The sequence below is a fragment of the Rhodococcus sp. NPDC049939 genome (genome assembly GCF_040656415.1).
Classification (GTDB): Bacteria; Actinomycetota; Actinomycetes; order Mycobacteriales; family Mycobacteriaceae; genus Rhodococcus_F.
Window position 1 is genome coordinate 328461 of sequence record NZ_JBFAMC010000002.1, and the last position, 25834, is coordinate 354294.

13 protein-coding genes are annotated in these 25834 nt (G+C 63.8%); 8 read left to right on the top strand and 5 right to left on the bottom strand.

The features are described from left to right. The first annotated feature begins 105 nt into the window (after positions 1–105). The 7 genes from AB0I57_RS10910 (at position 106) to AB0I57_RS10940 (ending at position 13556) form a co-directional block, all read left to right on the top strand. Positions 106–2013 carry an alpha/beta hydrolase-fold protein gene (locus AB0I57_RS10910; protein ID WP_358334176.1) on the top strand — a complete coding sequence of 636 codons (1908 nt, stop codon included), beginning with the start codon at positions 106–108 and terminating at the stop codon, positions 2011–2013. A gap of 128 nt (positions 2014–2141) precedes the next feature. Beyond that, positions 2142–2711: a DUF732 domain-containing protein gene (locus AB0I57_RS10915; protein WP_358334179.1), complete on the top strand. Its 570-nt coding sequence runs from the start codon at positions 2142–2144 to the stop codon at positions 2709–2711. A gap of 9 nt (positions 2712–2720) precedes the next feature. Continuing rightward, positions 2721–3698, top strand: a complete 978-nt coding sequence (locus AB0I57_RS10920; protein ID WP_358334182.1) for a cutinase family protein — start codon at positions 2721–2723, stop codon at positions 3696–3698. A 202-nt stretch (positions 3699–3900) separates the two neighbouring features. Next, on the top strand, positions 3901–4890 hold the full coding sequence (locus AB0I57_RS10925) for an LLM class F420-dependent oxidoreductase (protein ID WP_358334185.1): 990 nt from the start codon (positions 3901–3903) through the stop codon (positions 4888–4890). A gap of 183 nt (positions 4891–5073) precedes the next feature. Beyond that, positions 5074–6963, top strand: a complete 1890-nt coding sequence (fadD32, locus tag AB0I57_RS10930; RefSeq protein ID WP_358334188.1) for a long-chain-fatty-acid--AMP ligase FadD32 — start codon at positions 5074–5076, stop codon at positions 6961–6963. Positions 6964–7116: 153 nt separating this feature from the next. Then, positions 7117–12018 carry a polyketide synthase Pks13 gene (pks13, locus tag AB0I57_RS10935; protein WP_358334895.1) on the top strand — a complete coding sequence of 1634 codons (4902 nt, stop codon included), beginning with the start codon at positions 7117–7119 and terminating at the stop codon, positions 12016–12018. Beyond that, a complete protein-coding gene (locus AB0I57_RS10940; protein WP_358334191.1) occupies positions 12015–13556 on the top strand; it encodes an acyl-CoA carboxylase subunit beta in 1542 nt (513 codons plus the stop codon). Before pks13 ends, AB0I57_RS10940 begins: the two co-directional genes overlap by 4 nt. A gap of 115 nt (positions 13557–13671) precedes the next feature. Here the strand turns inward: AB0I57_RS10940 and AB0I57_RS10945 are convergent, their stop codons facing one another. From AB0I57_RS10945 to AB0I57_RS10955, 3 genes are all read right to left on the bottom strand, one after another. Next, positions 13672–16983: an arabinosyltransferase domain-containing protein gene (locus AB0I57_RS10945; RefSeq protein ID WP_358334194.1), complete on the bottom strand. Its 3312-nt coding sequence runs from the start codon at positions 16981–16983 to the stop codon at positions 13672–13674. Between the two features lie 61 nt (positions 16984–17044). Then, positions 17045–20293 (bottom strand): arabinosyltransferase domain-containing protein, encoded by a 3249-nt coding sequence (locus tag AB0I57_RS10950; RefSeq protein WP_358334898.1) that lies wholly within the window; start codon positions 20291–20293, stop codon positions 17045–17047. A 171-nt stretch (positions 20294–20464) separates the two neighbouring features. After that, on the bottom strand, positions 20465–22258 hold the full coding sequence (locus AB0I57_RS10955) for a glycosyl transferase (RefSeq protein WP_358334196.1): 1794 nt from the start codon (positions 22256–22258) through the stop codon (positions 20465–20467). A gap of 316 nt (positions 22259–22574) precedes the next feature. Here AB0I57_RS10955 and AB0I57_RS10960 point away from each other — a divergent pair, with 316 nt between their 5' ends. Beyond that, positions 22575–23267 carry an MspA family porin gene (locus AB0I57_RS10960; protein ID WP_358334199.1) on the top strand — a complete coding sequence of 231 codons (693 nt, stop codon included), beginning with the start codon at positions 22575–22577 and terminating at the stop codon, positions 23265–23267. Positions 23268–23524: 257 nt separating this feature from the next. Here AB0I57_RS10960 and AB0I57_RS10965 read toward each other — a convergent pair whose 3' ends face one another. Continuing rightward, entirely contained in the window at positions 23525–23800 is a 276-nt protein-coding gene (locus AB0I57_RS10965; RefSeq protein ID WP_358334202.1) for a hypothetical protein, read from the bottom strand. A gap of 108 nt (positions 23801–23908) precedes the next feature. Beyond that, entirely contained in the window at positions 23909–25834 is a 1926-nt protein-coding gene (locus AB0I57_RS10970) for a galactan 5-O-arabinofuranosyltransferase (protein WP_358334205.1), read from the bottom strand.

Genomic DNA, 25834 nt, shown 5'->3' on the forward strand with positions numbered 1-25834 from the left:
AACAGCGCGGCATCCCCACTGGTCTGTTGATTGCGTGTAGAAAGAACGGGAACGCGAGGCCGCGCTCGGTGTTTTGGTCTCCTCCCGCAGAGAAAGAGTGAAGTCATGCGAGTAGGCCTGTTCAGAGCGGAACGTCAGCGGGCAGTAGTTCGAAGCCCTAGACGACGGGTACTCGCTTGGCTCTCTGCTGCGCTCGTCGTACCGGTGTCGGCCGGGTTCGCCCAGGCCGCCACCGTTTCGGCGGCGCCAGTTGCAGCCCACGCATCGTCACCTGCCACTGCGCAGGCACCGCTGGACCTCGGGAGTACCGGGGCAACGGTCGATCGCGTCGACTGGCTATCGGAGCGGCGAGTCGCTCTTTGGGTCAACTCTCCCTCGATGGGTGTGCCGATCCAGGTCCAGCTCCTGCTGGCACGTGACTGGTACTTGAAGCCGGACGAAAAGTTCCCGGCGGTGTACATGCTCGACGGTCTGAGGGCTCAGGACGACGAGAACGGCTGGACGCTCGAGACGGACGCCGAGCAATTCTTTGCGGACAAGAACGTCAACGTCGTTCTGCCGGTTGGTGGCGAATCGAGCTTCTACTCCGACTGGCTGGCACAGGACAACGGTCAGAACTACCAGTGGGAGACGTTTCTCACGAAGGAACTTCCGCCGATCCTCGAGAACGACTGGCGCACGACCCAGACTCGCGGTGTCGTCGGACTCTCCATGGGAGGAACGTCCGCGATGTTCCTCGCAGCTCGCAACCAGGGGTTCTTCAAGTTCGCTGCATCGCTGTCGGGCATTCTGACAACCACTGCACTCGGCATGCCTCAGGCAGTGGCCTACGCGATGAGCGACGCGGGGGGCTTCGATGCGGAGGCGATGTGGGGTCGGCCGACCGACCCGGCGTGGGATGAACACGACCCGTACCTGCTCGCCGACAAACTCGAGGACGTCAGCCTCTACATCTCCAGCGGTAGTGGAACCACTGGTCCATACGATCAGCCATCTGGGATCCCCGGTGTCAGCACCAATTACGCAGGTATGGGACTCGAGATCCTGTCGCGGCTCACGTCGCAGACGTTCGCGACCAAGCTCAACAAGCTGGGGATTCCAGCGCAGGTCAATTACAGGCCTTCCGGTACACACTCGTGGCCGTACTGGCAGTTCGAGCTCCATCAGTTGTGGCCTCAGCTCGCAGGCGCCGTCGATGTCCCGGCCAACAAGCCGGCTTGCGGAACCTCGGGAGCGATCGCAGGGGCGGCGGGCGCCAACTCCTGGATCGGCGACTGCCTGACCCCCGAGTACGGCATCGCGGGTGGCACGGTCCAGGACTTCACGAACGGGCGGATCTTCTCCAAGCCCGACACCGGTGCGCAGCCGGTTGCCGGTGCCATCGGTGGTGCATACCAGGTCAGCGGTGGCCCGGAAGGGCCGCTCGGCTTCCCGACGACCGGGGATCTTGTAACCCCGGACGGCCGTGGTCACTTCAACCACTTCGAGAACGGCTCCATCTACTGGACTCCTCAGACCGGTGCGCATCCTGTCAGCGGAGCGATTCGGGATGAATGGGCCCGTCAGGGTTGGGAAGGTGGACCTCTCGGATACCCGGTGGCCGAGCAAGTTGACACACCCGGCAAGGACGGAGTGGTGCAGGGGTTCGAGATCGGTGCCATGTACTCGAGTCCGGACAACGGCACTCATGCGGTGCAAGGCCTGATCATGGCCAAGTACGCCGACCTGGGATACGAGGGCGGTTGGCTCGGATTCCCGAAGACGAGCGAGATCCCGGTCAAGGACGGCGGGAGATTCAACGAGTTCGAGGGCGGCAACATCTACTGGAGTCCGTTCTCGGGTGCCTGGGCCGTCGAGAACGGGCCGATCTTCGACGCCTGGAAGAGCGTCGGCTACGAGGCAGGCCGAATCGGATTCCCGATCAGTGACAAGTTCGCCATCCCCGGGGGCGTACAGCAGAACTTCCAGTTCGGCTACATCACCCTCATAGACGGCAACGCAGAGGTCCACTGACGTCCCGGCGGCGTTAGATATCCCACACACAGCGGCGGGACCAGGGCAGATGGGCCAGGTCCCGCCCGCTGCGTCTGTAGCCTGTTTAGAGGCAAGGACTTTAAAGCTGAAGTTAAGGACGGATAAGGATGGCGCAGCACTCGCGTATGGGCACTACCTTGGGGCGCAGGATCGCGGTTGGCGCGGTTGCAATCGCAGCAGGCGGGCTTCTGGTCGCGTGCGGTGGTGACGACGTCACCGCTACTTCCACCCCGACGGTCAGTGCAACCACCACTGCCGCCGAATCCACTGACGAGAACGCGGCCGCTGATGCACCTGAGGCCGAGGCCGAAGAGTCCACCCCTGCGCCAGTAGAGAGCCCGGGTCAAGCCGCTACGGCCCCACCGACCCAGCCCGAGTCGCTTCCGGAGGACTTTCCGGGACCCGATGAGGTTCCCGTCAGCGGCGACGCGCAGCGGTTCCTCGACGCCCTGAAGAGCGCGGGAATCGACCCTGCCATCGACGGCACCATGGCGCTGAGCACGGCCGACTTCATTTGCCAGGCGGCAGCCGAAGGCCAGAGCGATGAAGAGACGATGGTGTTCGTCACGGCGATGGTCGGTACCGAGGCGTCCGCTGCGGGTAGGGAAATCACTCACGAGCAGGCCGAGGCCGACGCTCGGACCTACATGGATGTCGCGCACGCGACCTACTGCTAGTAGGCACCGATGACGTTGACGAGGCGGAGAACGCGAAAAAGGGGCGGCCGCCTACGCAAACTGGTGGTGCTGATAGTCGTCCTTGCGGTGATTCTCGCCGCACTGATCGCGCTCTGGTACATCCTCGCCGGCCGGTTGCCCAAGCCGATCCCGATTCCGCCCGGTCCCGAGCGGCCGAGCGCGCAGCCGGCTACCTGCCCCGATGTTCAGGTTGTCGTGGTCCCCGGCACCTGGGAGTCCAGCCAGACCGACGACCCGTACAACCCGTCGGCCAACCCGGCGTCGCTGATGCTCAATGTGTCGCGTCCACTGCAAGAGCAGTTCGAGTCCTCGCGCGCGGACGTCTACACGGTTCCGTACGTCGCGCAGTTTTCCAATCCTGTGGCCCTCCCGCCGGATGGGCAGCAGTCGTACAACAAGAGTCGCGCCGCAGGTACTAAGGCCACCGAGGACATCCTGATCCGCCGGCACGAAGAGTGTCCGCTCACCACGTACTTGCTCACCGGGTTCTCGCAGGGCGCGGTGATCGCCGGTGACGTCGCGTCGAGCATCGGCAACGGCGACGGCCCGGTCCCTGCTGACCTCGTACTCGGTGTCGGACTGATCGCCGATGGCCGCCGCGACCCCGGCGCTGCCACCGAAATCGGCACTCCGGTCGCCGGAGTTGGCGCGGAGCTGTCGTTGGACGGTCTGAAAATCCCCGGAATAACGATGACCGGCCCACGCCCCGGTGGGTTCGGCGAGTTGGCAGACCGGACAGTGGACATATGCGCCCCATCGGACGGCATCTGTGACGCCCCGCCAGAGGCTTTGAAGCCGAGTAACTGGATCAGTAGTGGTTTGCGACTGCTCGAGTACAACAACAACCCGGTTCATGCGATGTACAACTCGTACGTGGTGAACGGCTCCGGCGTGACGGCCACCCAGTGGATCGCAGATTGGGCTGCCGAAAAGATCGAGGCCGCCCCGGTCCCTGCACACTATTGATTTTCCGAATTCCGTGGTGGACTAGCAGAGTGGGATTCGTCAGCTGTGACATTTTCCCTACTTGTATTGGCGAATCTTTTACTGGTCGGTAGTGTGCGGTGCTCAGCAGATGTAGAGTGCTGCACGGTCGTACCACCGGTACCCGAGCACATCGATGCTTGCGTCCCGCATCAGGGGCGTATCACCACAGGAGAAGTTATTCATGAGTTCCGACTCCAGGTCGCTGCGAAAGTTTCGGTTCGCGGCCGGCGGAGAGGGCAACGCGGAGGAGGGCGGCGCTCGCCGATTCGTCAAGCTTGCCCAGAAGGCCGAGGAACTCGGATTCGACAGCTTCATGATTCCCGATCACCTGGGCAACCAGGTCGGTCCGATCGCAGCTCTCGGTGCGCTCGCGGTCGCCACCGATAAGATTCGCCTGGGGACAGCTGTGCTCGCCAACGGTTTTCGCCACCCCGCGATCCTTGCAAAGGACGCGGCTACCATTGACGTTCTCTCTGGTGGGCGCCTCGAACTCGGAATCGGCGCCGGCTGGATGAAGGAAGAGTTCGACAAGGGTGGAATCGACTACGAGCGCCCATCTGTGCGGATTGCGAAACTAGAGGAGTCCCTGCAGATTCTCGACACGCTGCTGCGCGGTCAGGAATGCAACTTCGACGGCAAGTTCTACCAGATCAAGGGGCTCAAAGGCAGTCCGCGGCCGCGTCAGGGGCCGAGGCCTCCGATCGCGGTCGGTGGCGGTGGACCCAAGATGCTTGCGCTGGCCGCGAAGTACGCGGACATCATCTCCGTGGCCACACCCACCAGCAAGGAAGGCAAACTTCTGCTGTCAGGGGTCACGCTCGAGAAGACCATCGAACGCGTCGACCGTATCCGTGAAGCCGCCGGTGACCGGTTCGACGAAATCGAACTCAATTGGACGATCACGACCATCGTCATCACCGACGACCGTGAGCAGACCGCCGAAATGGCGCTGTCGGCGCTGGATCAGGGCTTCCCCCCGAATATCGAGGTCGATACCAAATTGTCCGTCGAGGACATCCTCAGCTCACCCTATCTGGCGATCGGAAGCTTCGACGAGATCGCAGATCAGATCCGCATGGTGAGAGAGAAGACGACGATGTCGTACGTCGGTGTGTTCCCCACACAGATGGACGCGTTTGCGCCGATCATCTCGCAGTTGAAGGGCGAGTAGATGCAGTGAGACAAAGGCGGCGATGCCGATCTGTAACATATCGATGGTTTGCGATCGATTAGTACGTGTCTAGGGCGATGGGTTTCACGCGATCCCACAAGTTGGACAAGATCCGATTAGACGAACGAAGTCTGGGGCGCGGTCATGGTGGCATGTCTGTGTGATCGCTTCGGAGGAGATGGAATGAAAGCGCTGTTCGACGACTTTATCGACGAGATGGGCCGAATCAGGCTCGAACCCGACAGTACGCTGGTCGACTACGTCCAGCGTCACACGCGCGACAACGCGGATGAGCTTGCCTACCGCTACATAGACTACTCGCGTGAACGTGACGGTGAAGTCCATGAGCTGACTTGGGCCCAGTTCGGACACCGCATACGCGCCGTGGCGACTCGTCTCGAGCAGGTGACGCAGCGCGGGGACCGTGTCGCAGTCTTGGCGCCGCAGGGTCTCGACTACGTCATCTCCTTCTTTGCGGCCATCCACGCCGGAACCATCGCAGTGCCGCTCTTCGATCCGGACGAGCCCGGACATTCCGACCGGCTTCACGCCGTCCTCGGGGACTGCAAGCCTTCTGCCATTCTGACGGCCACCTCCTCCGCCGCCGGTGTGCGCGAGTTCTTCCGGTCCCTCCCCGCTGCCGAGCGCCCCAGGGTCATCGCCGTAGACGCCATCCCCGACAGCGTCGGAGAAGCCTGGGTGCGCCCCGAGATCAATCTCGACGACATCGCGTACCTGCAGTACACGTCGGGCTCGACCCGCGTGCCCGCCGGTGTGGAGATCACGCACCGTGCCGTGGGTACCAACGTATTGCAGATGGTCGATTCCCTCGAACTCAACGAGCAGTCGCGAGGCGTCACGTGGCTGCCGCTGTTCCACGATATGGGGTTGCTGACCGTCATCATTCCCGCACTGGGCGGCCAGTACATCACCATCATGAGTCCGCGAGCGTTCGTGCAGCGTCCGTACCGGTGGATCAGGGAACTCGCTGCCGTGTCCGACGGTGCAGGCACGTTCGCCGCCGCACCGAACTTCGCCTTCGAGCACGCAGCGGCGCGTGGTCTGCCCAAGAACGGTGAGGCCCTCGACCTGAGCAACGTGATCGGTCTCATCAATGGCAGTGAACCGGTCACCACGTCGTCGATGCGCAAGTTCAACGAGGCGTTCGCTCCCTATGGCCTGTCGAAAGCGGCGATCAAGCCGTCTTACGGCATGGCGGAGGCAACACTGTTCGTGTCCTCCACCAATCATTCGGACGAAGCACGTGTCATCTACGTCGATCGCAACGCTCTGAACTCCGGCCGCATCGTCAAGGTCGACCAGGACGCCGAAAACGCCATCCCGCAGGTTTCCTGTGGTTACGTTTCGCGTAGCCAGTGGGCCGCCATCGTGGACCCGGAGACGAGCACCGAGCAAGCTGACGGCCATGTCGGCGAGATTTGGCTGCATGGTGAGAACATCGGAATCGGTTACTGGGGTCGCGAAACCGAGACCACCGAGACTTTCCGCAACAAGCTCGAGAACCCTCTTACCGATGGCAGCCACGGTGAGGGTGTGCCCTCGGACGCCAATTGGATGCGTACCGGAGACTTCGGTGTCTATGTCGACGGCGAACTGTTCATCACCGGACGTGTCAAGGATCTCGTGATCGTCGACGGTCGCAACCACTACCCGCAAGACCTCGAGGCATCGGCGCAAGAGGCCAGTGCCCTCCTGCGTCCCGGCTTCGTGGCTGCGTTCTCGGTGCCCGCCAACCAGTTGCCTTCCGTGGTGTTCGCGAACAGCCATTCCGGCTTGAGCTTCGATCCGGACGACTCGTCCGAGCAACTTGTGGTCGTAGCCGAACGGGCTCCTGGTGCGGGCAAGGCCGACCCGCAGCCCGTCGCGGATACGGTGCGCGCGGCTCTGTCGAGCAAGCACGGCGTGACCGCGCGGGACGTCCTGTTGGTACCGGCGGGTTCGATCCCTCGTACATCGAGCGGAAAGATCGCGCGCCGCGCCTGCAAGGCGAGCTACATCGAGGGCACCTTGCGCGGGGGGCACAGGCAGAACGCCTTCCCCGATAGCGTTTGACGAATAAGTTCACTTCCTGACGGGTAGCTTGGTGAGTTGATGGCTGAGATGGGTGATGATCGTGACGAGGCGAGCGAATCGACGGGGGATTTTTCGGCGAGCGAATCGACGGGAAGCGTGAGCGCGACCGAATCGACCGCTGCCGAAGGTGATCTGACGGTCGCGCAGCTGAGTGAGTGGCTGCGCAACTGGATCGCCGACGTCACCGGGCAGCCGGTCGAGCAGATCACCGACGACCGCCCGATGGAAGAGTTCGGTCTTTCGTCCCGCGATGCCGTCGCTCTCAGTGGCGAAATCGAGGAACTGGCAGGGGTCACGCTCACCGCGACCGTTGCCTATCAGCATCCCACCATCGCGTCGCTCGCCGCTCGCATCATCGAGGGTGAACCCGAGCAGGCTGACGAATCGGTCGATGCGTCGTACTACGCGGCGGCGGCGACATCGGATGCACACGACATCGCGATTGTCGGTCTGGCAACACGCTTCCCGGGTGCCGGAACGACTCCCGCGCAGATGTGGGAGATGCTCGCGGAGGGTCGTGACGGCATCTCCGAGTTGCCCGAAGGCCGCTGGGAGGAGTTCACGTCCGACCCGCACATCAAGGCGGCGATCGAGAAGGCCAACAAGCTCGGCGGCTACCTCGACGACGTTAAGACCTTCGACGCCGAGTTCTTCGCGATGTCCCCGCTCGAGGTCGTGAACGTCGATCCGCAACAGCGTTTGGCGATGGAACTTACCTGGGAGGCGCTCGAGCACGCCCGCATTCCCGCGAGTGATCTGAAGGGCGGGCAGGTCGGTGTGTTCATCGGCAGCTCCGCCAACGACTATCAACTTCTCGCGGTCAGCGACCCGGTCAATGCGCATCCGTATGCGCTGACCGGGACGTCGACGTCCATCGTCGCCAACCGGGTCTCCTACTTCTACGATTTCCGCGGCCCCTCCATCGCGGTCGACACAGCGTGTTCCTCTTCGCTGGTGGCCGTGCACCAGGCTGTGCGTTCGCTGCGGACCCGTGAATCGGACGTCGCACTCGCCGGTGGCGTCAACATGCTCGTCGCTCCGCCCGCCACGCTGGGATTCGACCAATTGGGCGTGATGGCGCCGAACGGCCGGATCAAGGCATTCTCCTCCGACGCCGACGGCATGATTCGCGCCGAGGGCGGTGGTCTCGTCGTGCTCAAACGTCTCGACGACGCCGAGCGCGACGGCGACGAAATCTTGGCCGTCATCGCAGGCAGTGCGGTCAACCAGGACGGCCGTTCCAACGGTCTCGCCGCCCCGAACCCCGATGCGCAGGCCGACGTACTAAAGCACGCGTATCGGGACGCAGGCATCAATCCGTCGGGGGTCGACTACATCGAGGCTCACGGCACCGGCACGATCCTCGGGGATCCCATCGAAGCCGATGCGCTCGGACGGGTCGTCGGGCGTGGGCGCACCGACGACCAGCCCGCGCTGCTCGGTTCCGCCAAGACCAACTTCGGGCACCTCGAGGCTGCCGCTGGGGCTGCCGGGCTGATCAAGGTTGTCCTGTCGATGCAGGAAGACTCCCTACCGCCAACGCTGAACTTCGCGGGCCCCAACCCGTACATCGCGTTCGACAAGGCGCACCTGAAGGTGATCCCCGAGGGTGCGGCGTGGCCGCGGTACACGGGTTCAGCCGTTGCGGGCGTGTCCGGGTTCGGGTTCGGTGGCACCAATGCGCACGTGGTCGTTCGCGAATACACCGGTCCGGCTGTGAACGATGCGACGGAGGCGCCCGAGCCCCCGGCGACGGAGGCAACTGAAGCAACTGAAGCGACGGAGTCGCAGAGCGCCGAGCAGACTGTGCTGCTCGCTGTGTCGGGTGCGCTGCCGTCGCGCCGCCGCCGCGCCGCCGCGGATCTCGCTGACTGGCTCGAGACGGAGGAAGGCAGCACCACTGCGCTCACCGACGTCGCCCGGACCCTCGCGCGCCGCAACCACGGTCGCTCGCGTGCTGTGGTGCTCGCAAAGACTCGCGCCGAGGCAATCACAGGATTGCGCGCTGTCGCCGCGGGTAAGCCGGGTCAGGGAGTGTTCTCGGCGGATTCGCCGTCCGCCAAGGGTGCCATCTGGGTCCTGTCGGGCTTTGGTTCGCAGCATCGCAAGATGGCCAAGCAGTTGTACCTGGAGAACTCGGTATTCGCGGCCGCGATCGACGAGGTCGACGAACTGATCGAGTATGAAGCCGGCTACTCCATGAAGGAGAAGTTCCTCGACGACGCGGTCGACTACGACGTCGAGACGTCGCAGGTCGGCATCTTTGCCATCCAGATCGGTTTGGCGGCGCTGCTGCGTCACCATGGCGCCGAAGCCGAGGCGGTTGTCGGACACTCCATGGGTGAGGCCGCCGCCGCCTACATCTCTGGTGGTCTGCCGCTAGAGGACGCGGTACGCGTGATCTGCGCCCGCTCTCGTCTGATGGGCGAGGCCGAGGCGCTGCTACAAGGTGACGACATCCGCCTCATGGCGCTCGTCGAGTACAGCGCCGCGGAGATCGAAACCGTCTTCGCCGACTTCCCCAACCTCGAGGTCTGCGTGTACGCGGCCCCGACGCACACTGTGATCGGCGGCCCCGAGCCCGAGGTCAACGCCATCGTCGCTCGCGCCGAGGCTGAGGAGAAGATGGCGCGGGTACTGAAGACGAAGGGTGCGAGCCATACCTCTCAGGTCGACCCACTGCTGGGTGAGCTGGCTGCGGAACTGGCGGGAATCGAGCCGAAGAAGCTGAAGCTCGGTGTGTACTCATCCGTCGACCAGGAAACCTTCTACCGCGCCGGCCACGAGCCCATCCACCGCGAGGGGTACTGGACCAAGGGGTTGCGCCACAGCGTTTACTTCACCAACGCGGTCCGGCTCGCGGTCAGCTCCGGGCACACCACATTCGTGGAGTTGGCGCCCAATCCCGTGGCGCTGATGTCTGTGGCGGCCACCGCCTTCGACGCCGGCCTGCACGATGTGCAGCTCATCCAGACGCTCAAGCGCAAGGAGGACGAGCCACTCGGTGTCCTCTCTGCGCTCGCCCAGTTGTACGTGCACGGCCACGCCGTCGATCTGTCGTCGCTGCTGCCGGAGGGCGACTTCGCGGATGTCCCACGCACCGCATGGATCCGCAAGCCGTACTGGCTGGAGACCCGGATCAACTCGGGCGGCGATACCCGCGTTCCGGGAGCGCACGTGGCGTTGCCGGACGGTCGGCACGTGTGGGAGGTTCAGGCCGGCGTCGTCACCGACCTGCCCGCGCTGGTAACCGCCGCCGCGTCCCAGGTGCTGTCCGATGTGACGCTGTCGGCGGCCGTATCGCACGCCCAGGTTCCCGCAGGGGGAACGCTCACCACCACGCTCAATTCCCATCCGGGTGGGGCGTCGTTGCAGGTGCATGCTCGGGCAGGCACGAGTTTCACGCTGTTGTTCGAGGCCACGGTCACCTCCGGTGAGGCTCTGCCCGAACCTGTCCTTGCTGAACCGGTGCGCTCCAGCTCTCCCATGGAGGAGCTTCCGGAGGTCGTCGACGACATCGGTGAGAAGTGGGATCCGAATGGGTCGCAGTCGCTCGAGGGCCGTCTCGCGCTGATCGTCGCCGAGTCGATGGGCTACGCCACGGAGGACCTGCCCGCAGAGATCCCGCTCATCGAGTTGGGCCTGGACTCGCTCATGGCTGTCCGTATCAAGAACCGTGTCGAGTACGAATTCGACATTCCGCAGTTGCAGTTGCAGGCCGTCCGCGACGCGAACCTCTTGGAGGTAGGCAAGTACCTGCGCTATGCGGTGGAGAACCGCGAAGAAGTGCAGGCACTCGCCGAGAGTCAGAAAGCGCAGAGGGAAGCCGAGGCCGCCGAGGCCACTGAAGCCGACAGTGAAGCCGGGGCTGACCGTGAAGCTGGGGCCGACCGTGCCGAGGTCGCTTCCCCGAGCGGCGAGGAGGAGTCGGCTGACGCGGGTGATTCCGACGTACCGCCTCGCGATGCGGCCGAGCGTCTGACGTTCGCCACGTGGGCCGTCGTCACCGGCGAGTCCGCCAAGGGCATCTTCAACACGCTTCCGATCCTCGACGACGAGACAGCGGAAAAGCTCGCAGCTCGACTGTCGGAGCGCGCGAACGGAGACATCACGTTCGACGACGTGCTCGACTCCACGACGATCGAGGAACTGGCCAATGTCGTACGGGGATTCCTCGAGGACGCCGGCCAGGTCGATGGGTTGGTCAGGGCTCTGCGGCCGCGCCCCGAAGGCTCTAACGCAGTCCCCGTCTTCGTCTTCCACCCGGCCGGTGGTTCCACGGTGGCCTACGAGCCGCTGCTGAGGCGCCTGCCGGCGGATACCCCGATGTATGGACTCGAACGCACTGAGGGGCCGATCGAGGTCCGGGCGGCGGAGTACCTGCCGATCATTCGTGAGATCCAGGGCGAGGGACCGTATGTGCTCTACGGTTGGTCGCTCGGCGGGGTGTTGGCGTACGCGGTAGCGAGAATGCTGCGCGAGTCCGGTGCCGACGTCCGGGTGGTCGGTCTCATCGATACCGTGATGGCCGGTGAGAAGGTCGAGGACACTCCGGAAGAGGTTCGCAAACGGTGGCAGAGGTACGCCGCATTCGCGAAGAAGACCTACAACGTGGACTACCCGCTCCCGTACGACAAGCTCGCCGCTGCCGAGTCCGATGAGGAGCAGATCAAGATCTTGATGGATCTGCTCAAGCTGAGCGGCGCGAAGATTCCCGGCGGAATCATCGAGCATCAGCGCACGTCGTGGCTCGACAACCGGGCGATTCAGACGGCCGAGTTGCAGCAGTACGACGGCGAGGTCGTCCTGTACATGGCCGACCGCTACCACGACGACGCGACAACTCTCGAGCCTGCGTTCAAGACTCGCAAGCCCGACGGCGGCTGGGGCCAAGCGGTGAAGAACCTCGAGGTCATCCATGTGGGTGGCGACCATATCCAGATCGTTGACGAGCCGTACATTGCGAAGGTCGGAGCCGATCTGACCAAGAAGCTGGCGGAGATCGAGGCCGCCGGAACTGGAGCGCATCAGTGACAACCACCGCACAAAAGCTCGAGGATCTGCGTGAAAAGCTAGAGCTGGCGAAGACGCCCGGGTCGCCGAAGGCCATTGCGAAACGTGAGGCGAAGGGACTGCCTACCCCACGTGAGCGCATCGACATGCTGCTCGATCCCGGAAGCTTCGTCGAGATGGGTGCGCTCGCGAAGTTGCCCGGCGATCCGAACAATCCGTACGGCGACGGCGTCGTCACCGGACATGGCACGGTGGATGGCCGTCCGGTTGCGGTCTTTTCGCACGATCAGACGGTGTTCGGCGGCGCGGTGGGCGAAATGTTCGGCCGCAAGGTGGCCGCCATCATGGAGTTTGCTGCAAAGATCGGCTGCCCCTGCGTCGGTATCAACGAATCTGCGGGAGCTCGAGTCCAGGACGCGGTGACATCGCTGGCCTGGTATGCAGAACTGGGCCGTCGGCAGGAGCCACTGTCGGGCATGTGCCCGCAGATCTCGGTGATTCTGGGCAAGTGTGCGGGCGGCGCGGTGTATGCGCCGATCAACACCGACATTCTGGTGGCGACCGAAGAGTCGTACATGTTCGTCACCGGACCTGATGTGGTTCGCAAGATCACGGGAGAGGACGTCAGCCTCGAGGAACTGGGCGGGGCGCGGGCGCAGGCTCAGTTCGGCAACCTCCACCACATCGCACCGGACGAGAAGGCGGCGTTCGAGTGGGTCCGCAGGTACCTGAGCTACATGCCGTCGAGTTGCAAAGAGTTGCCACCGGTGGTCAATCCAGGTCTCGAACCGGAGATCACGGCGTCCGATCGTGAACTGGATACGTTCATCCCTGATTCGGACAACGCCGGATACGACATGCACGACGTTCTCATGCGAATCTTCGACGACGGGGAATTCCACGAGATCTCCGGGCAGGTGGCGATGAACATCATCACCGGGTTCGCTCGAGTGGACGGGCGCACCGTCGGAGTGATCGCGAACCAGCCGCTGGTGTCCGCCGGTGCATTGGATGCCGCGGCGTCCGACAAGGCTGCTCATTTCGTCCGCATCTGTGATGCATTCGAGATTCCGCTCGTGTTCGCGGTCGACACACCCGGATTCCTTCCCGGCGTCGAACAGGAGAAGATCGGGGTCATCAAGCGCGGTGGGCGTTTCATCTTCGCGTTCGTCTTGGCGACGGTGCCGAAGGTAACCGTGGTTATCCGCAAGGCGTACGGCGGTGCCTACGCGGTCATGGGCTCGAAGCAACTGGGTGCAGACATCAACTTGGCGTGGCCCACTGCCCGAATCGCAGTGATGGGTGCCGAGGGTGCTGTCGATCTGATCGGCCGCAGGCAGATCGAGGCGGCAGGCGACAATGCGCCCGCTGTGCGTCGGCAGCTGATCAACTTCTACAACGAGAACATCGCGACGCCGTACATCGCTGCCGAGCGTGGATACATCGACGCGGTGATCGAGCCGTCGACGACACGGCTCGAGATTCGGAAGGCGCTGACGCTGCTGCGCGACAAGAAGGTGGAGCGCAACCCGCGCAAACACGACCTGATGCCTCTCTAGGCCTACCTGCCCAGACCTAACTTCCTTTTCGCCCAATATCCCTTGGGCTCAGTCTGATTGCGCGACAGTGGTCCCCTGCGCCGTCTCCGGCGCAACGGGGGTCCGCTTGGGGGTTCTACATGCCCTCGTACACCCGTAGGGTGCCTGGTGACCACATCCCCGACCTGGTCACGGTCGAGGTGTCGAGTGTGGCCGGAGTCGTGTCCGGGTAGTACCGGTCGAGGCGTTCGAGGGAGCCCCAGTCGCGATCCCAGTCATCTTTCAGGTAGGTGGGGACACTGTTGGCGCCCGCGAGCATGTAGGAGAACCCGAGAGGCCCGCCGCCTTCCTCGGACTGCCACTGGTTGGTCATCAGGTTGGCCAGCACGTAGTCGGGGAGTATGCGGTAGTTCGGCATTTCCGCGACACCGTCCCGGTGGTCGAACGGGCGCTGGCACGGGAACTGAAGTGCCACAGCCCAATCCAGCAGCACTGGCTGCGAGCTGCCGATCACCGTGTTGAGGGTCTCCAGCTTGGGAACGCGGGGTGGGGTGAACGCGAGCCACTGGTCGCCGGCGAGGTTGGGATCGTTGGCGACGATACGCACCGCGTCGGCGTCCGGGGACAGTTCGTTGATCGGGATGCGGAGGTTGCGCCACGACGGTGCCGGTCCGATGTCCTTGGGGAGGTAGGTTCCCTGAGCCTCGACGGTGCCGTCGGGTTGGCGCTTGCCGTATTCGAGGAGTAGTGACTGCCCATAGGTGGTGGCGCCGGTCGAGTCGACCGACCATATGCGTCCGGCCGCAGTTATGACGATCAGCGGACTGTCGGGGCTGCGTTCGGGGAGTGCGTACCAGCTCGACGTCAGTCTGGCTGGTTCCTGGACGCCTTCCTGGAAGCTGCCCATGACGGGTGTAGTGCTGGGGTCGAGTCCGAACGGCAGTGAGACGCTGCTGCCGTTGACGCCGACCTGGCCGGTGCCGGCGGCCGATCCGGTATCGAGGGCGGGGTCCACGCTCTGGCCGTTGGTGCTGCGCTCGCCGGGCACGGCCGCAACGGCGTCGGCGGTCAGGTCGGACGCAACCCCGTTGGGAGAGAAACCGACGGGATCTGTGCCGCCCAGTGGGTTGGCGGGGTCAGCCAGCGGTTGTGTGGGATCGGTTATGGGAGTGAGATTTCCGCCGTTGGTGTCGGTCTCCACGAGGACGTCGTCGGCGAGTCCGCAGCTGTGTCCGGCCAGGGCCTCGAAATTGGACCGGGCCAGTGAGTACGCCGGGTACTGCGCAACGGCACCCTTGAGAAGTGACGCCACTTCGAACAGCACCATCAAGCCTGCGGCGACGGTGAGTGGGGCCGCGGCGAATTTGTTGACGAATCTGCGTTTGCGTGTTTTTTCGCCGGTGGGTGATGCGGCGAAACCTTCACGCAGGTGCTGCCACGCCGCCACGGCCAGGGCGATTCCGAACAGGATGTAGAGGAACGTGTAGGACTGGTATCCCCGGAAGGAGACAGGCTTGTCGAACCAGGGGATGCCATAGGTCGAGACGTACCAGTACCCGTTGATGCCTGCGAAGCTCACCGCCAGCATGAACAGCACTCCGGCGAGAAAGACCGTGCGGTTGCGGCGAGATCGGAGAACGGACGCCGACACCAAGACTGCGGTAAGTGCGGCGAGTGAGCCCGCGATACCGGCGTACGCACCGAAGTGGTGAGTCGACTTGGTGGGGTTGAACATCATCAAGAAGATCGTTCCGACCACGACACCTACCAGCCGCCATGACGGAGCAATCGCGATTCCGGGAATCCGCCCGCGACGCACCAGGATGAACATGGTTGCGAACAGGCACAGGATCATCGCGAAGAACGCGAATCGACGGGGGAGGGAACCGTCGGCGGTCGGGAGTAACAGAAAGTAGTAGCGCAGGAAGTCTTCGAACCACTTGAGGTTCGGCCCGATGAGGGTGCGCACACGGGTGGCCTCCGTCACCGTGGCGTAGGTCTGGGTGAAGAACACCACGACCAGAAGAATGGTTCCGGCGGCTGCGATCGGTGCCAGCAGCGGCAGCGTTCCTACCTGACGGTGACGCTTGACGATGATGCGGACGATCGGACGCGCACCTGCGAGCAGGGCGGCCACGCACATCAGGCCCGTTGGGGCGGCGGCGAGAGTGAACGCTGCGATCAATACTGCGATGGCCGCCGGGAACAGGCGTCCCGTCGCGATGGCACGCTCCATCGAGCACCAGGTGAGCAGCGCGCCGAGCGCCACGATCGGCTCGGGCCGCAGACCGTTGTTGTAGGGCAGCCAGAAGGCGAGGAAGATGAATCCGCCGGTCCACAGGGCGACGTTGTTTCGCCGGACGGCGCGGCCCAGGCGAGGTGCTACCTCGCGGCTGATCAGCAGCCAGCAGAGGATCCCGGCGATCAGGGCGGGCAGCCGCATGAACGGGCTCGCAGTCGAAATCTTGGTCATCGCTGCGAGGACGTCGTAATACCAGCCGAACGGTGCTTCGGGGACGCCGAACCAGCGGTAGTAGTTGGCCATGTAGCCGGAGTGCTCGGAGACTCGGGCCATGCTGAGTATGTAGCCGTCGTCGGAGGTATTGGCGCCGATGAAATGCCAGAGCACCAGTGTGCCGACGACCACCGTGTCGAGTCGGGTGAACTTCCACCAGTTCGACGGGAAGAAGCTGCGGTGCCCCCGTCCGTCCGTGCCATCGAGGCGGCTGAGGGCGACGAGCGCGATCACCGTGGCAAGGATGGCCGCGAAGATGCCGATGGATTTGATGATTGTCGGGCTCAACGAGAACCGGGAGTCGATATTTGCGGTGAACGACAGACCGGCCGGTGCCGGTCCATCGGAGAGGTCGCTGAACACGCCCACGATCTGCGGCCGGAGGTCGCCGGTGAGCTGACCGGAGACAGGGTTGCCGCTCGGGGTCGTCAGACCGGCGAACTCCGCAGTTGTCTCGTCGATGTTCGAGGTGATGCGGATTTCCGAGCATCCAACCGATTGCACCTGATCGCGCGGTGCCGTCGCGACCACGACGTTGCGGTCGATCACGTCGACGGAGTTTGCGGTGGCCCGAACGAACATCGCGTTCATCGCAGCGTTCTCCCCCTGAGCGGGAGCAGTCGCCAGAAGAAGACCACCCTCCGGCGGCAGTTGGGCCACCAGTGAACAAGGAATCGTCGCCGACAGATCGATCGGAACCTGCGACATCAGCGGTGCTTCGAGATCGCCGACGACGCCGTTCTCGGGCCAGTTCAGCACAGCCGTCGTCTGCTGTACCGGCATGAATGGTGTCGCCACCGACAACACGAACCCGATGAGCCCGGCGACTATGGCGACCAGACGAGTTGTCCGATACTCGTTCCGACGGTCCTCGCCGGCAGGCGGCAAGGACCCCTCGGGTTCAGAGACGGAAATTGTTGCGACGTCTGGCACGATATTCGATCGTAAGCGAGGAAACTGAGTATGAAAATGTTAACCAAGCGAACTAGGAATTTTACTGCTGGTCGCGCACCGGTCCGGGCGACCAGATACCTGACCTGGTCACTTGTTCAGAAATGACCTGGGCCGGCGTCGCCGCTTCGTCCAGTGGCGTGTACCGCTCGAGTGAGCCCCAATCTCGGTCCCAGTCGTTCGACAAATAGGTTGCCAGGGTTCTTGCCGACAGGAGCTGGTCGATCCAGCCCAGCGGACCGCCGCCGAACTCGTCCTGCCAGCCATTCGTAACTTGCGCATTGGTTCGATCGGGCAGAATGCGCCAATGCGGGACCTCGGCCACACCGTAGCGATGGTCGAAGGGGCGCTGGCAGGGGAAGGCCAGCCCGACAGCCCAGTCCACGAGTACCGGGTCGACTGAGCCGACGACCGTCTGCAGTGTCTGCATCTTCGGCACCCTGGGCGGGGTTATGGCCAGCCACGGGTCGGGGTCGGTACCCGGGTCTTCCGCGATGAGTCGCACGGTGTTTGCGTCGGTCGGGATCTGATCGAGCGGAACACGCACGTTGCGCCACTCCGGTGCGGGGCCGATATCGATGGGGTCGACTGAGCCGAGCTGGGTGACGGTCCCGTCGGGCTCGGCAAACCCGTACTCGACAGACAGGGTCTGCCCGGGGGTGACGAAGCCGACCGCGTCGACCGAGTGAATGCGTCCGGCGACCGAGATCGTGAGGATCGGAGCGTCGTCGCTGCGCTCGGGCAGTCCGTACCAGCCTGTGATGATGGAGGTGGATTGCTGCCGCCCGCCAGGCTGGTAGCTGCCCAGCACCGGGGTGCGTGCCGGGTCCAGACCGAACGGCAGAGCGACGGTGCTGCCGTTGATGCCCACAATGGCTTCGTCACCACCACCAGTTTCTGAGCTGGTGGTCTGGTAGTTGGCGGTGTCGACGGTATCGGCGTCGCCGACCGCGACCAGTTCGGAACCGGTGGAGAGGTCGGGTGGAACGCCACCGGGTGTAAATCCCACCGCATCCGTGGCGCCGAACGCGCCCGCCCCGTCCAGATCTGTTACCGGGGTGAGCAGCGGGAGTAGCGCCGAGGTGGGGTCGGTTTCCACCAGCACCTCTTCGGCGAGGCCACAAGTATCCCCGCCGACCGACTCGATGTCGGACTTGGCGATGGAGTACGCGGGGTACTGTTCCACTGCCCCCTTCAGGAGGGACAGCACCTGGAACAGAACGACCGCAGCCGCCGCAATGGTCAGCGGGGAAGCGGCGAGAATCCGGGCGTACCTTTCGTCGGGTTGCTTCTTCTGTTCCGTCTCGAACGGTTCCTGCACGTGGAACCAGGCGGCAAGGAGCACGGCCAGTACCGCCAGACCCAGGAAGACCGTGGAGAAGCCCTTGCCGCCGATCATCGGGGGCTGGTCGAACCAGGGGACGCCGTAGCTCGAGACATACCAAAAGCTGTTGGATCCGGTGAACGTCAACGCCAGGATGAACAGGATCCCAGCGGTGAAGAGGGTCTGGTTACGTTTGGACCGGACGCTCGCTGCGCCAATGCCGACCGCGGTGAGCACCGCGACAGAGCCCGCGAGTCCGGCGTACACACCGAAGTGGTGCGTCCACTTCGTAGGCGTGAACATCATCAACAGAAGCGATGCGAAGACGATTCCGAGAATGCGGCGGGACGGCCCGACGGCGGCGCCCGGTACTCTCCCTTTCCGCAAGATCAGCACCACGCAGACGACTACGCACAGCAGCATCACCAAGACACCGAATCGGCGGGCCAGGGAACCGTCCGGGGTGATACTCAGGAGAGCGTCCCAACGCTGTCGTTCGTCGAACCATGCCACGTTGGGTCCGACAGCGGAACGGACGCGGGTTGATTCTCGCACCGTCGCGAGCGTCTGATCCGCGAACACAACCACCAGCACGACCGTTCCTGCGGCGAGGATCGGCATGATCTGGGGAGCCAGTCCCACCTGACGTGCGCGGGTGATCATGATTTGAAAGATGGGGCGGCCACCTGCGAGCAGGGCAGCGACGCAGATGAGACCCGACGGACCGGCGGCGAGCGAGAACGCGGCGATGAGCACGGCGACGGCGGCGGGAAGTAGTCGCCCGGTCGCGATGGCACGTTCGACAGAACACCAGGTGAGAAGGGCGCCGACCGCAATGACGGGTTCAGGTCGCAGGCCATTGTTGTACGGCAGCCAGAAGGCGACGAAGACGAGGCCGCCGGTCCAGAGTGCAGTTCTGTTGTGGCGTACTGCGACGCCGAGCCGCGGAATGACCTCCCGGCTGATCAACATCCAACAGAGCAGACCCGCGAGCAGAGTGGGCAACCGCATCCACATGCTTGCGGTGCTCACATTCGCCATCAGCGCGAGAAGTTCGTACGACCAACCGAACGGTGCCTCGGGTACACCGAACCAGCGGAAGTAGTTGGCCATGTAGCCGGAATGCTCCGAAGCGCGCGCCATACCGAGGATGTAGCCGTCGTCGGAAGTGTTGGCGCCGATGATGTGCCACAGCACCAGCGTCCCGATCACGACGGCATCGACTCCGGTGAACTTCCACCAGTGGGCGGGCAGGAAGCGGCGGGCACGTCTGCCGTCGATGCCGTCGATGCGGTGCAGCGCATACAGCGACGTCAGCGTCGCCAGGACGCACATGGCCATCACCAGCAACTTGAGCGTGGTCGGGCTGGATGAGAACCGGGAGTCGATGTCGACGTGGACGTTCAGTTCGCCGAGGGCGGTGCCCTCCGTGTTGCCGAGGGCGGTGCCCTCTGTGTTGCCGAGGGCGGTGCCCTGTAGGTCGGTGAAGAGCCCGACCATCTGGGGGCGCCAGTCTCCGTCGACACGGCCGGTCACCGGCTGCGCGAGACCGGTGATTTCGGCGGACGTTCGCTGATAGTCGGAGGTGACGCTGATAGTCGCGCACCCTTGGAGATCGGCAAGGTTCGCGGAGATCAACGAGGTCCCGCGGATCACGACGTCAACCGTGGCGTCGTCGCTGCTCTTGATGACGAGACCGTTCTGCTCGAAGTCGGGCGCCCGGTCCGGGAGCGTCGAGAGAACGGTGCCGCCCTCCGGTTCGAGGTGAGTGAAAGCCGAGCACGGAATGCTGACCTGCATGTTCAGCGGTGTATAGGAGACGAGTGGGGCCTCGACGCTGTTCAGGACGCCGTTTTGCGGCCAGTCGATCGAGGCCGCATCCTGCTTCACCGGCAGGAACGGGATGGCTAGCGCGAGCAGGAAACCGAGCAGACCGGTCGTGATCGCGAGGATCCGGAATGTGCGGATGGTCCGAATGTCAGCCGGCGTCGGCTGTGATGATGGAGGTTCGACCTCGTCGGGTTCACCGGACCGCACACGATGATGCTAAGCGGTGGGAGGTTCCGGCTCATACTCCTGAACTCGTGAGGAGCGCCGACGGTGCCCCTCGCCGTTCCGCCGACGTGGGTCCGAGCCGCCCTACGTCAGCGCCCGCACGTCCCATATCCATACGTCGTCAACGGCTCTTGCAGGCGAACCGATGAGTCGACCGACCGTCTCGCGAAGGGCTTGGTCATTGTGGGTGTGCGGAAGCACCAAGATGTCCGCCTTCCAGAATCTCAGATCCGCGAACGCCTGAGCTTTCGTCGCGTCGTCGATGTCCGGCACCTCTCCGGACCTCTGCGCGGACGCCAGTAGCAGCGCGGTTGGGCGGTCGTCCGGCCCGTACTTGCCGCGTTCCTCGCTGCCGGCCGGACCGATGAAATATCCTCCGGCGATTGGGAATGCGAAATCTTGCTCGATCTGCCAGCGCAACATTCGCGCATTCTCGGGTGACGGCAGCGGCACGGTGACCACGGAACCATCGGTGACATACTCTCGCCACGCGCCGTCGGCGAAGAAGGCCGGTGGGCTCGTTCGGGGCACTACGGGCAGTGGGGTGGGAGCGAGGGGAACAAGGGCCACCACGAGCCATCCCATCCACACGGCGATAGTGGTGCGACGACCTTCTCCGGCGGAATTCAATGCCCGCTCTGTGCCCAGGGCGAGCAACAGAGCGGCTGCCGGTAGGCAGCCCATCGCGAAACGCGATTCGAGGACCGACTCCAGTAGCGGGAGATGCGAAATCAGCTTCCAAGGCAAAGAGATACCGGTGTCCCGGCCGCCGATGGTGAGCGATGTGCCGAGCGACAGCACACCCATCACGGCCACCGTCACCGCAGCTGCCCGTGCCAGCGGTATGCGCCACAACCACACCGCAGACAAGCCGAGGAGTATCAGCAGTGGCCAGCCGAAGTATGCGTTCTCCTCGGTCGCGTTGATGCTGAACTCGGCGGATCCGGGCTTCCCAGCCAGCGAGGATGTTGGAAAGCTGGTGATCTCCTTGACGTCGTTGCCGACCGAACCGTGCTCGATCGCCTTGTAGCTGCCGGGGCCGAAGAACTGCCACCAGAGTGGGAAGGCGGTGATGGCCAACGCAACGACGCCCGCGACGGCGAAACCTTTGATGCTTCGCTTCGCCGCCGCCACGGCCGCGCGTGGACGCGATGCTGCGAATGCAACCCCGAAGACCGCGAATGCAAGCGCGTAGATCAGCAGGGGTTCCTCGCCGAGGAAGATCTGATAGGCGATCAACAGGCCCGCGGTGATGCCGTCTCTGACCGGTCGCGCTCCTGTGCCCAGTCGGACCACCGTCAATGCGATGAACGGCAGCAGGAACAGCGCGACGAAATTGGGATGCCCGTTGGCGTGTGAGATCAGCGCCGGGGCGAAGCCGCACAGGCCGCCGCCGACCGCCGCTGCGAATCGCGAGGACACGACATGGCGCGAAAATACCCAATACCAGGCAGCAGCTGTGCCCGACAAGCCAAGTGCGAGCACAAAAGTGAACGTTACCCCTGGACCGAACAGCAGCGTGACCGGCGCCAAGGGAATGCTGACGCCGAACATCGCCGTGTTGCTCATCAAGTTGACGCCGAGCGGATAGTTCTGGAGATCGCTGAACAGTGGGTTTTCGAGATGAACCAGAGAACGTGCGGCAACGGCGAAGAACCACTCCCACATCGTCTGGTCCTGCCCGCTGTTGACCAGGTATCCCGTCCCGAGGTGCTTCCACTGATTGCTCAGGACAAATCCTGCCAACCCCACGTAGAAGGCGACCGCGGCGACATCACCCGGGTGTGGTGGGAAGCGGGAGCGGAGACGACGAATAGCAGTGCTGGTTGCGCTAGCGTTCGGTGTCGTCGTCTCCGCATCGGCGAGAATCTCAGTCACGAAGCAGCGCCTCCGGGGCTCATGTCGGTGCCGATCGTCCGAGAATACCGGAGTTAGCCAACTGGTAGCTGAACAAGGCTCCGGAGCGCACCAGCGGGTGCGTGGAAGTCGTTGTGGGCGCACGGATCAGCGTTCAGCAGTGGGTCCTGGATATTTGGCGATATCGGCTTCGCCCGCGTTGTTATCAGGTTATTCTCTGTGCTAAACGGTTGGACGATTTGTGAACTTCTGATCAAGCCGGGTGTCGAATTCGGCTGCCAATGTGTACGCTCAGCATGGATTTTGTAACGCAACGCACATCCTGAATGAGGTCCGCATGACAAACATGAACAAATCTCGCCTTGGCTTCACACGAGCGCTTGCAGTTGCAGGCGTCACTACGCTCGGTGTGGTCATGGGCAATGGCTCGGCGTCAGCGGCCATCGACAATTCCAGATCGATCACTGACGTAAACGGCAACGTGATCACGGTCGTGCAGGGCGATACCAGCTTCCAAGGCGTTCCGCCGCTTGACAGTGCGCCGACCAGTGTCGAGTTCTTCCACGACGGCTATGCGGGATTCGCAATCGAGGGCCCCAATGCGGGGGAATTCGAGGCCACTGAGCTGAGCATGGGTTATCAGATCGGTTATCCGGTCGCCTTGGTCGGCGCGTTGGTGGTGCTCTCCACGCCAAACCTCGACTGGGAGGTCGGGGCAAACAACGCGGTCGTTGTGGAAGTCCTCCCGGTCCCAGCTCTGGTCCTCGAGTCGGGAACCCAAGGCGCGATCGGTGGCTCGATCATTCCGTCGCAGGAACTCGCCATCGACCTCGAGCCCGGCGGAATCACTACCGTTCCGGTCCTGGACAGGCAGCCCTTCGATGGGCCGGCGGCATTGGTGCGGATGGACGGAATGCACGGTGCGGTCTCCGGTGCGCTCGGCCCGGTCACGATCCGCCCGTACGCGATGGTATCCACCGTCAGTGGAAACACTGTGATGACCTACGGTGAGCCGCAGCGGCTCAACTAGCGGGTTGATCCTGGAACGAGTCGTGAACGATCAACGATCGTAGATTCGTTCGGAGGTTATGCCAGCGATCTGGTCGTGGGGGCTGGCCCGGCCCAGGATGTCGCGGACACAGCCAGAATCGCTGCTGAGCCCCGATGAACACCTCATGAGTGGTACACAACCACCCGTGAGGTGTTCTCCGTTTCAGGGCCTCCCTGTCGACGCCGAGTCGACCGATTTGCCGACACGGAGCGTGGAGGCGCGGCGGTCTGCACGTTCTACGCCGCACGCTCGGCAGGTCGCGTCGGCGAGGATGCCCGCCCGATGTTTCGCGACTTGTCCCGACTGACACGGGCAACGAGGTCGCTGACCATCCACAGCGCTACACCGAGCACTGCGATCGCAAAAACAGCCCAGTGCCCGACGTGCACGCCGACGATCGCTCCTATCGTCAACGCGAGGCCGGCCAGTATGAACACTCCGCCGCCGGCGGTGCCGAGAAGATGGACTTCCCCATTGTCTGCACTACGTTCAGGCTCCACCGGATCTGCCATGACCGCTCCTCGCAACGACCGTGAATTGTTCTCCGAAGAACGGAACTGGCCCCCCTCCTGGAGTGAGTGCGGAGTTCCCGCACGCAGCCCGGGCTAAACGCGAACCGCTCAGATTCTCGAGACGACTACGAACGGACCGATCTCCGAGACCGTGAATCGTGGATCGTCGAACAGTTCCTTGGAGAACGAGACGGTGTAGCGGCGGACGTTGGGGTCGTTGGGGTAGACGTCCTCTGCAAGTCGCAGCGTGTAGCCGTCCACGCCCTGACGGAAGATGAACACGTCGGGAGCACGCCAAGGGGATTCGTCCAGCGCAGCCACGAGCTGATCCGGAGTCTGCAATTCGCTCCAGTCTTCGATGGCTCGTGCGCGGTCGGCGAAATCTGCCAGGGGATTGGCGTAGTGCGATGTCAGAGCCTGGAACCCCAGGTATGGATAGAAGCTCAGGAAACTTGTGTCGGCGGTCAGGATCACCGTGTCATCACGATCGCGTGGAATCTGCGACGTGATGGTCTCGTCAAGTTCGGCGTAGTACGCCGCCGCGCCGGGTGGACGTTTGTCTGCCCGATTGCCATCGCCATCGGTGTCCGTGTACGCAACGGTGATGTCCGAGCCGAGATGCTGCGGGATGTCTTGGACGAAAGCCAAGCCGCCGAGCACGCCGATCACGACGACGGCGCCCTTCACGCGTGGACTGTCGCTGGTTGCCAGTACCAGCCATCCCGCGAATTCGACGAACCCGAACACACCGGCAGTGCCGAGAAGGACGATGAGAACCGGCTCGAGCCGGAACGAGAGCAGTGTGCTGCCGAGAACCGTGAACGTCATCGACATCAGTGACCACAGGTAGATGGTCACGACGCCGACCCCGAGCGCCTGCGCACGCCGCGACGAAGACGCTCTGGCAACCAGCCAGAGGGTGCCGAGCAGGCACAGCGCCCCGGTGAGCGAGAACTCGATCATCGGCAGGGGTAGTTGCGCACCGGACTCGGGTAGATAGTGCAATGCCGTTCCGGAGGTCGCCGGAGAACCGTGCACCACCTCGAGCAGGTACGGCAACCAGACCGTCAGTGCGAGCAGACCCGACACCACGGCAATGACGACCAACCGCGCCAGCGGATCGATCGCCGCCCTCCACGTCTTCTGCGCCCGTGTGCGCAGAACGGCAGACAGCAGGGCGAGCAGCGTTATCGCGAGGGCGGCGACGGCGAGATACAGCGAGTAGAACGTGGCAGCGAGACCGAGGAACAGTCCGGTGCCGATCACCGCACCCCAGCCGCCCCGTCCGTTGGATCGGTACAGGCCGCCCCAAGCGAGGACGAGGCCGGGACCCACCAGCAGGGCGATGACGGCGCTGTAGGGCTCAGGGGAACCGTAGGCCAGAACCAGCGCTGCGCTCGCGAGCGACACCAGGATGGCCAAGTCGTGGCGGATCAGATTGCTCCACAGCACCAGCGCCACCACAGCTGCCACGGCGAGAGACCCGATGGCATACGGCTTGAACGCTTCCCAGCCGTCCAAGCCGAGTAGGTTCGCGACGCGCCCTCCCACCCAGAACCACCCGGCCGGATAGTACGGCGGCAGGTCCGCGTACGTCATGTCCCGCAGCGCGGCGGAGTCGGTCAGCCGCGTGAGGTACTCGGTGCGGAACTCCTGGTCGACGGAGATTCCGTGCAAGTACAGCTTGGTCGCAGCAAGCGGAAGGCCGAGCGTGACGGTCACGAACCCGGACAGGCTCGCCCACGACAGCAGCGTCGCGAACCGGCCTGCCCGGTGCAGGCGTACCAGGAGCACGGACAGAGCGATGCCCGCGATGGTCGCGACCTGGCCGACCGTCGTGACCGATTGCAGCACGTTGGACGAGTTGAAAGCGGGCCACTGCACGCGCGAGAAGGCGAACAACCCGACTGCGGCAACCACCGAGGCCACGATGGCTCCCAGCAATATCTCGACAGCTGTCGAGAGGGACTTTCGAGCTGGTGCTACGTCTGCTTCCGGCGTCTCTGCTTCCGTCGTCTCTGCGTCAGTTGTCAC

Excerpts from the sequence above, each read along its gene's own strand:
- AB0I57_RS10960 (WP_358334199.1), top strand. The coding sequence starts at position 22,575 with ATGACAAACATGAACAAATCTCGCCTTGGCTTCACACGAGCGCTTGCA.
- AB0I57_RS10910 (WP_358334176.1), top strand. The coding sequence starts at position 106 with ATGCGAGTAGGCCTGTTCAGAGCGGAACGTCAGCGGGCAGTAGTTCGA.
- AB0I57_RS10920 (WP_358334182.1), top strand. The coding sequence starts at position 2,721 with ATGACGTTGACGAGGCGGAGAACGCGAAAAAGGGGCGGCCGCCTACGC.
- fadD32 (WP_358334188.1), top strand. The coding sequence starts at position 5,074 with ATGAAAGCGCTGTTCGACGACTTTATCGACGAGATGGGCCGAATCAGG.
- AB0I57_RS10965 (WP_358334202.1), bottom strand. The coding sequence starts at position 23,800 with ATGGCAGATCCGGTGGAGCCTGAACGTAGTGCAGACAATGGGGAAGTC.
- AB0I57_RS10915 (WP_358334179.1), top strand. The coding sequence starts at position 2,142 with ATGGCGCAGCACTCGCGTATGGGCACTACCTTGGGGCGCAGGATCGCG.
- AB0I57_RS10925 (WP_358334185.1), top strand. The coding sequence starts at position 3,901 with ATGAGTTCCGACTCCAGGTCGCTGCGAAAGTTTCGGTTCGCGGCCGGC.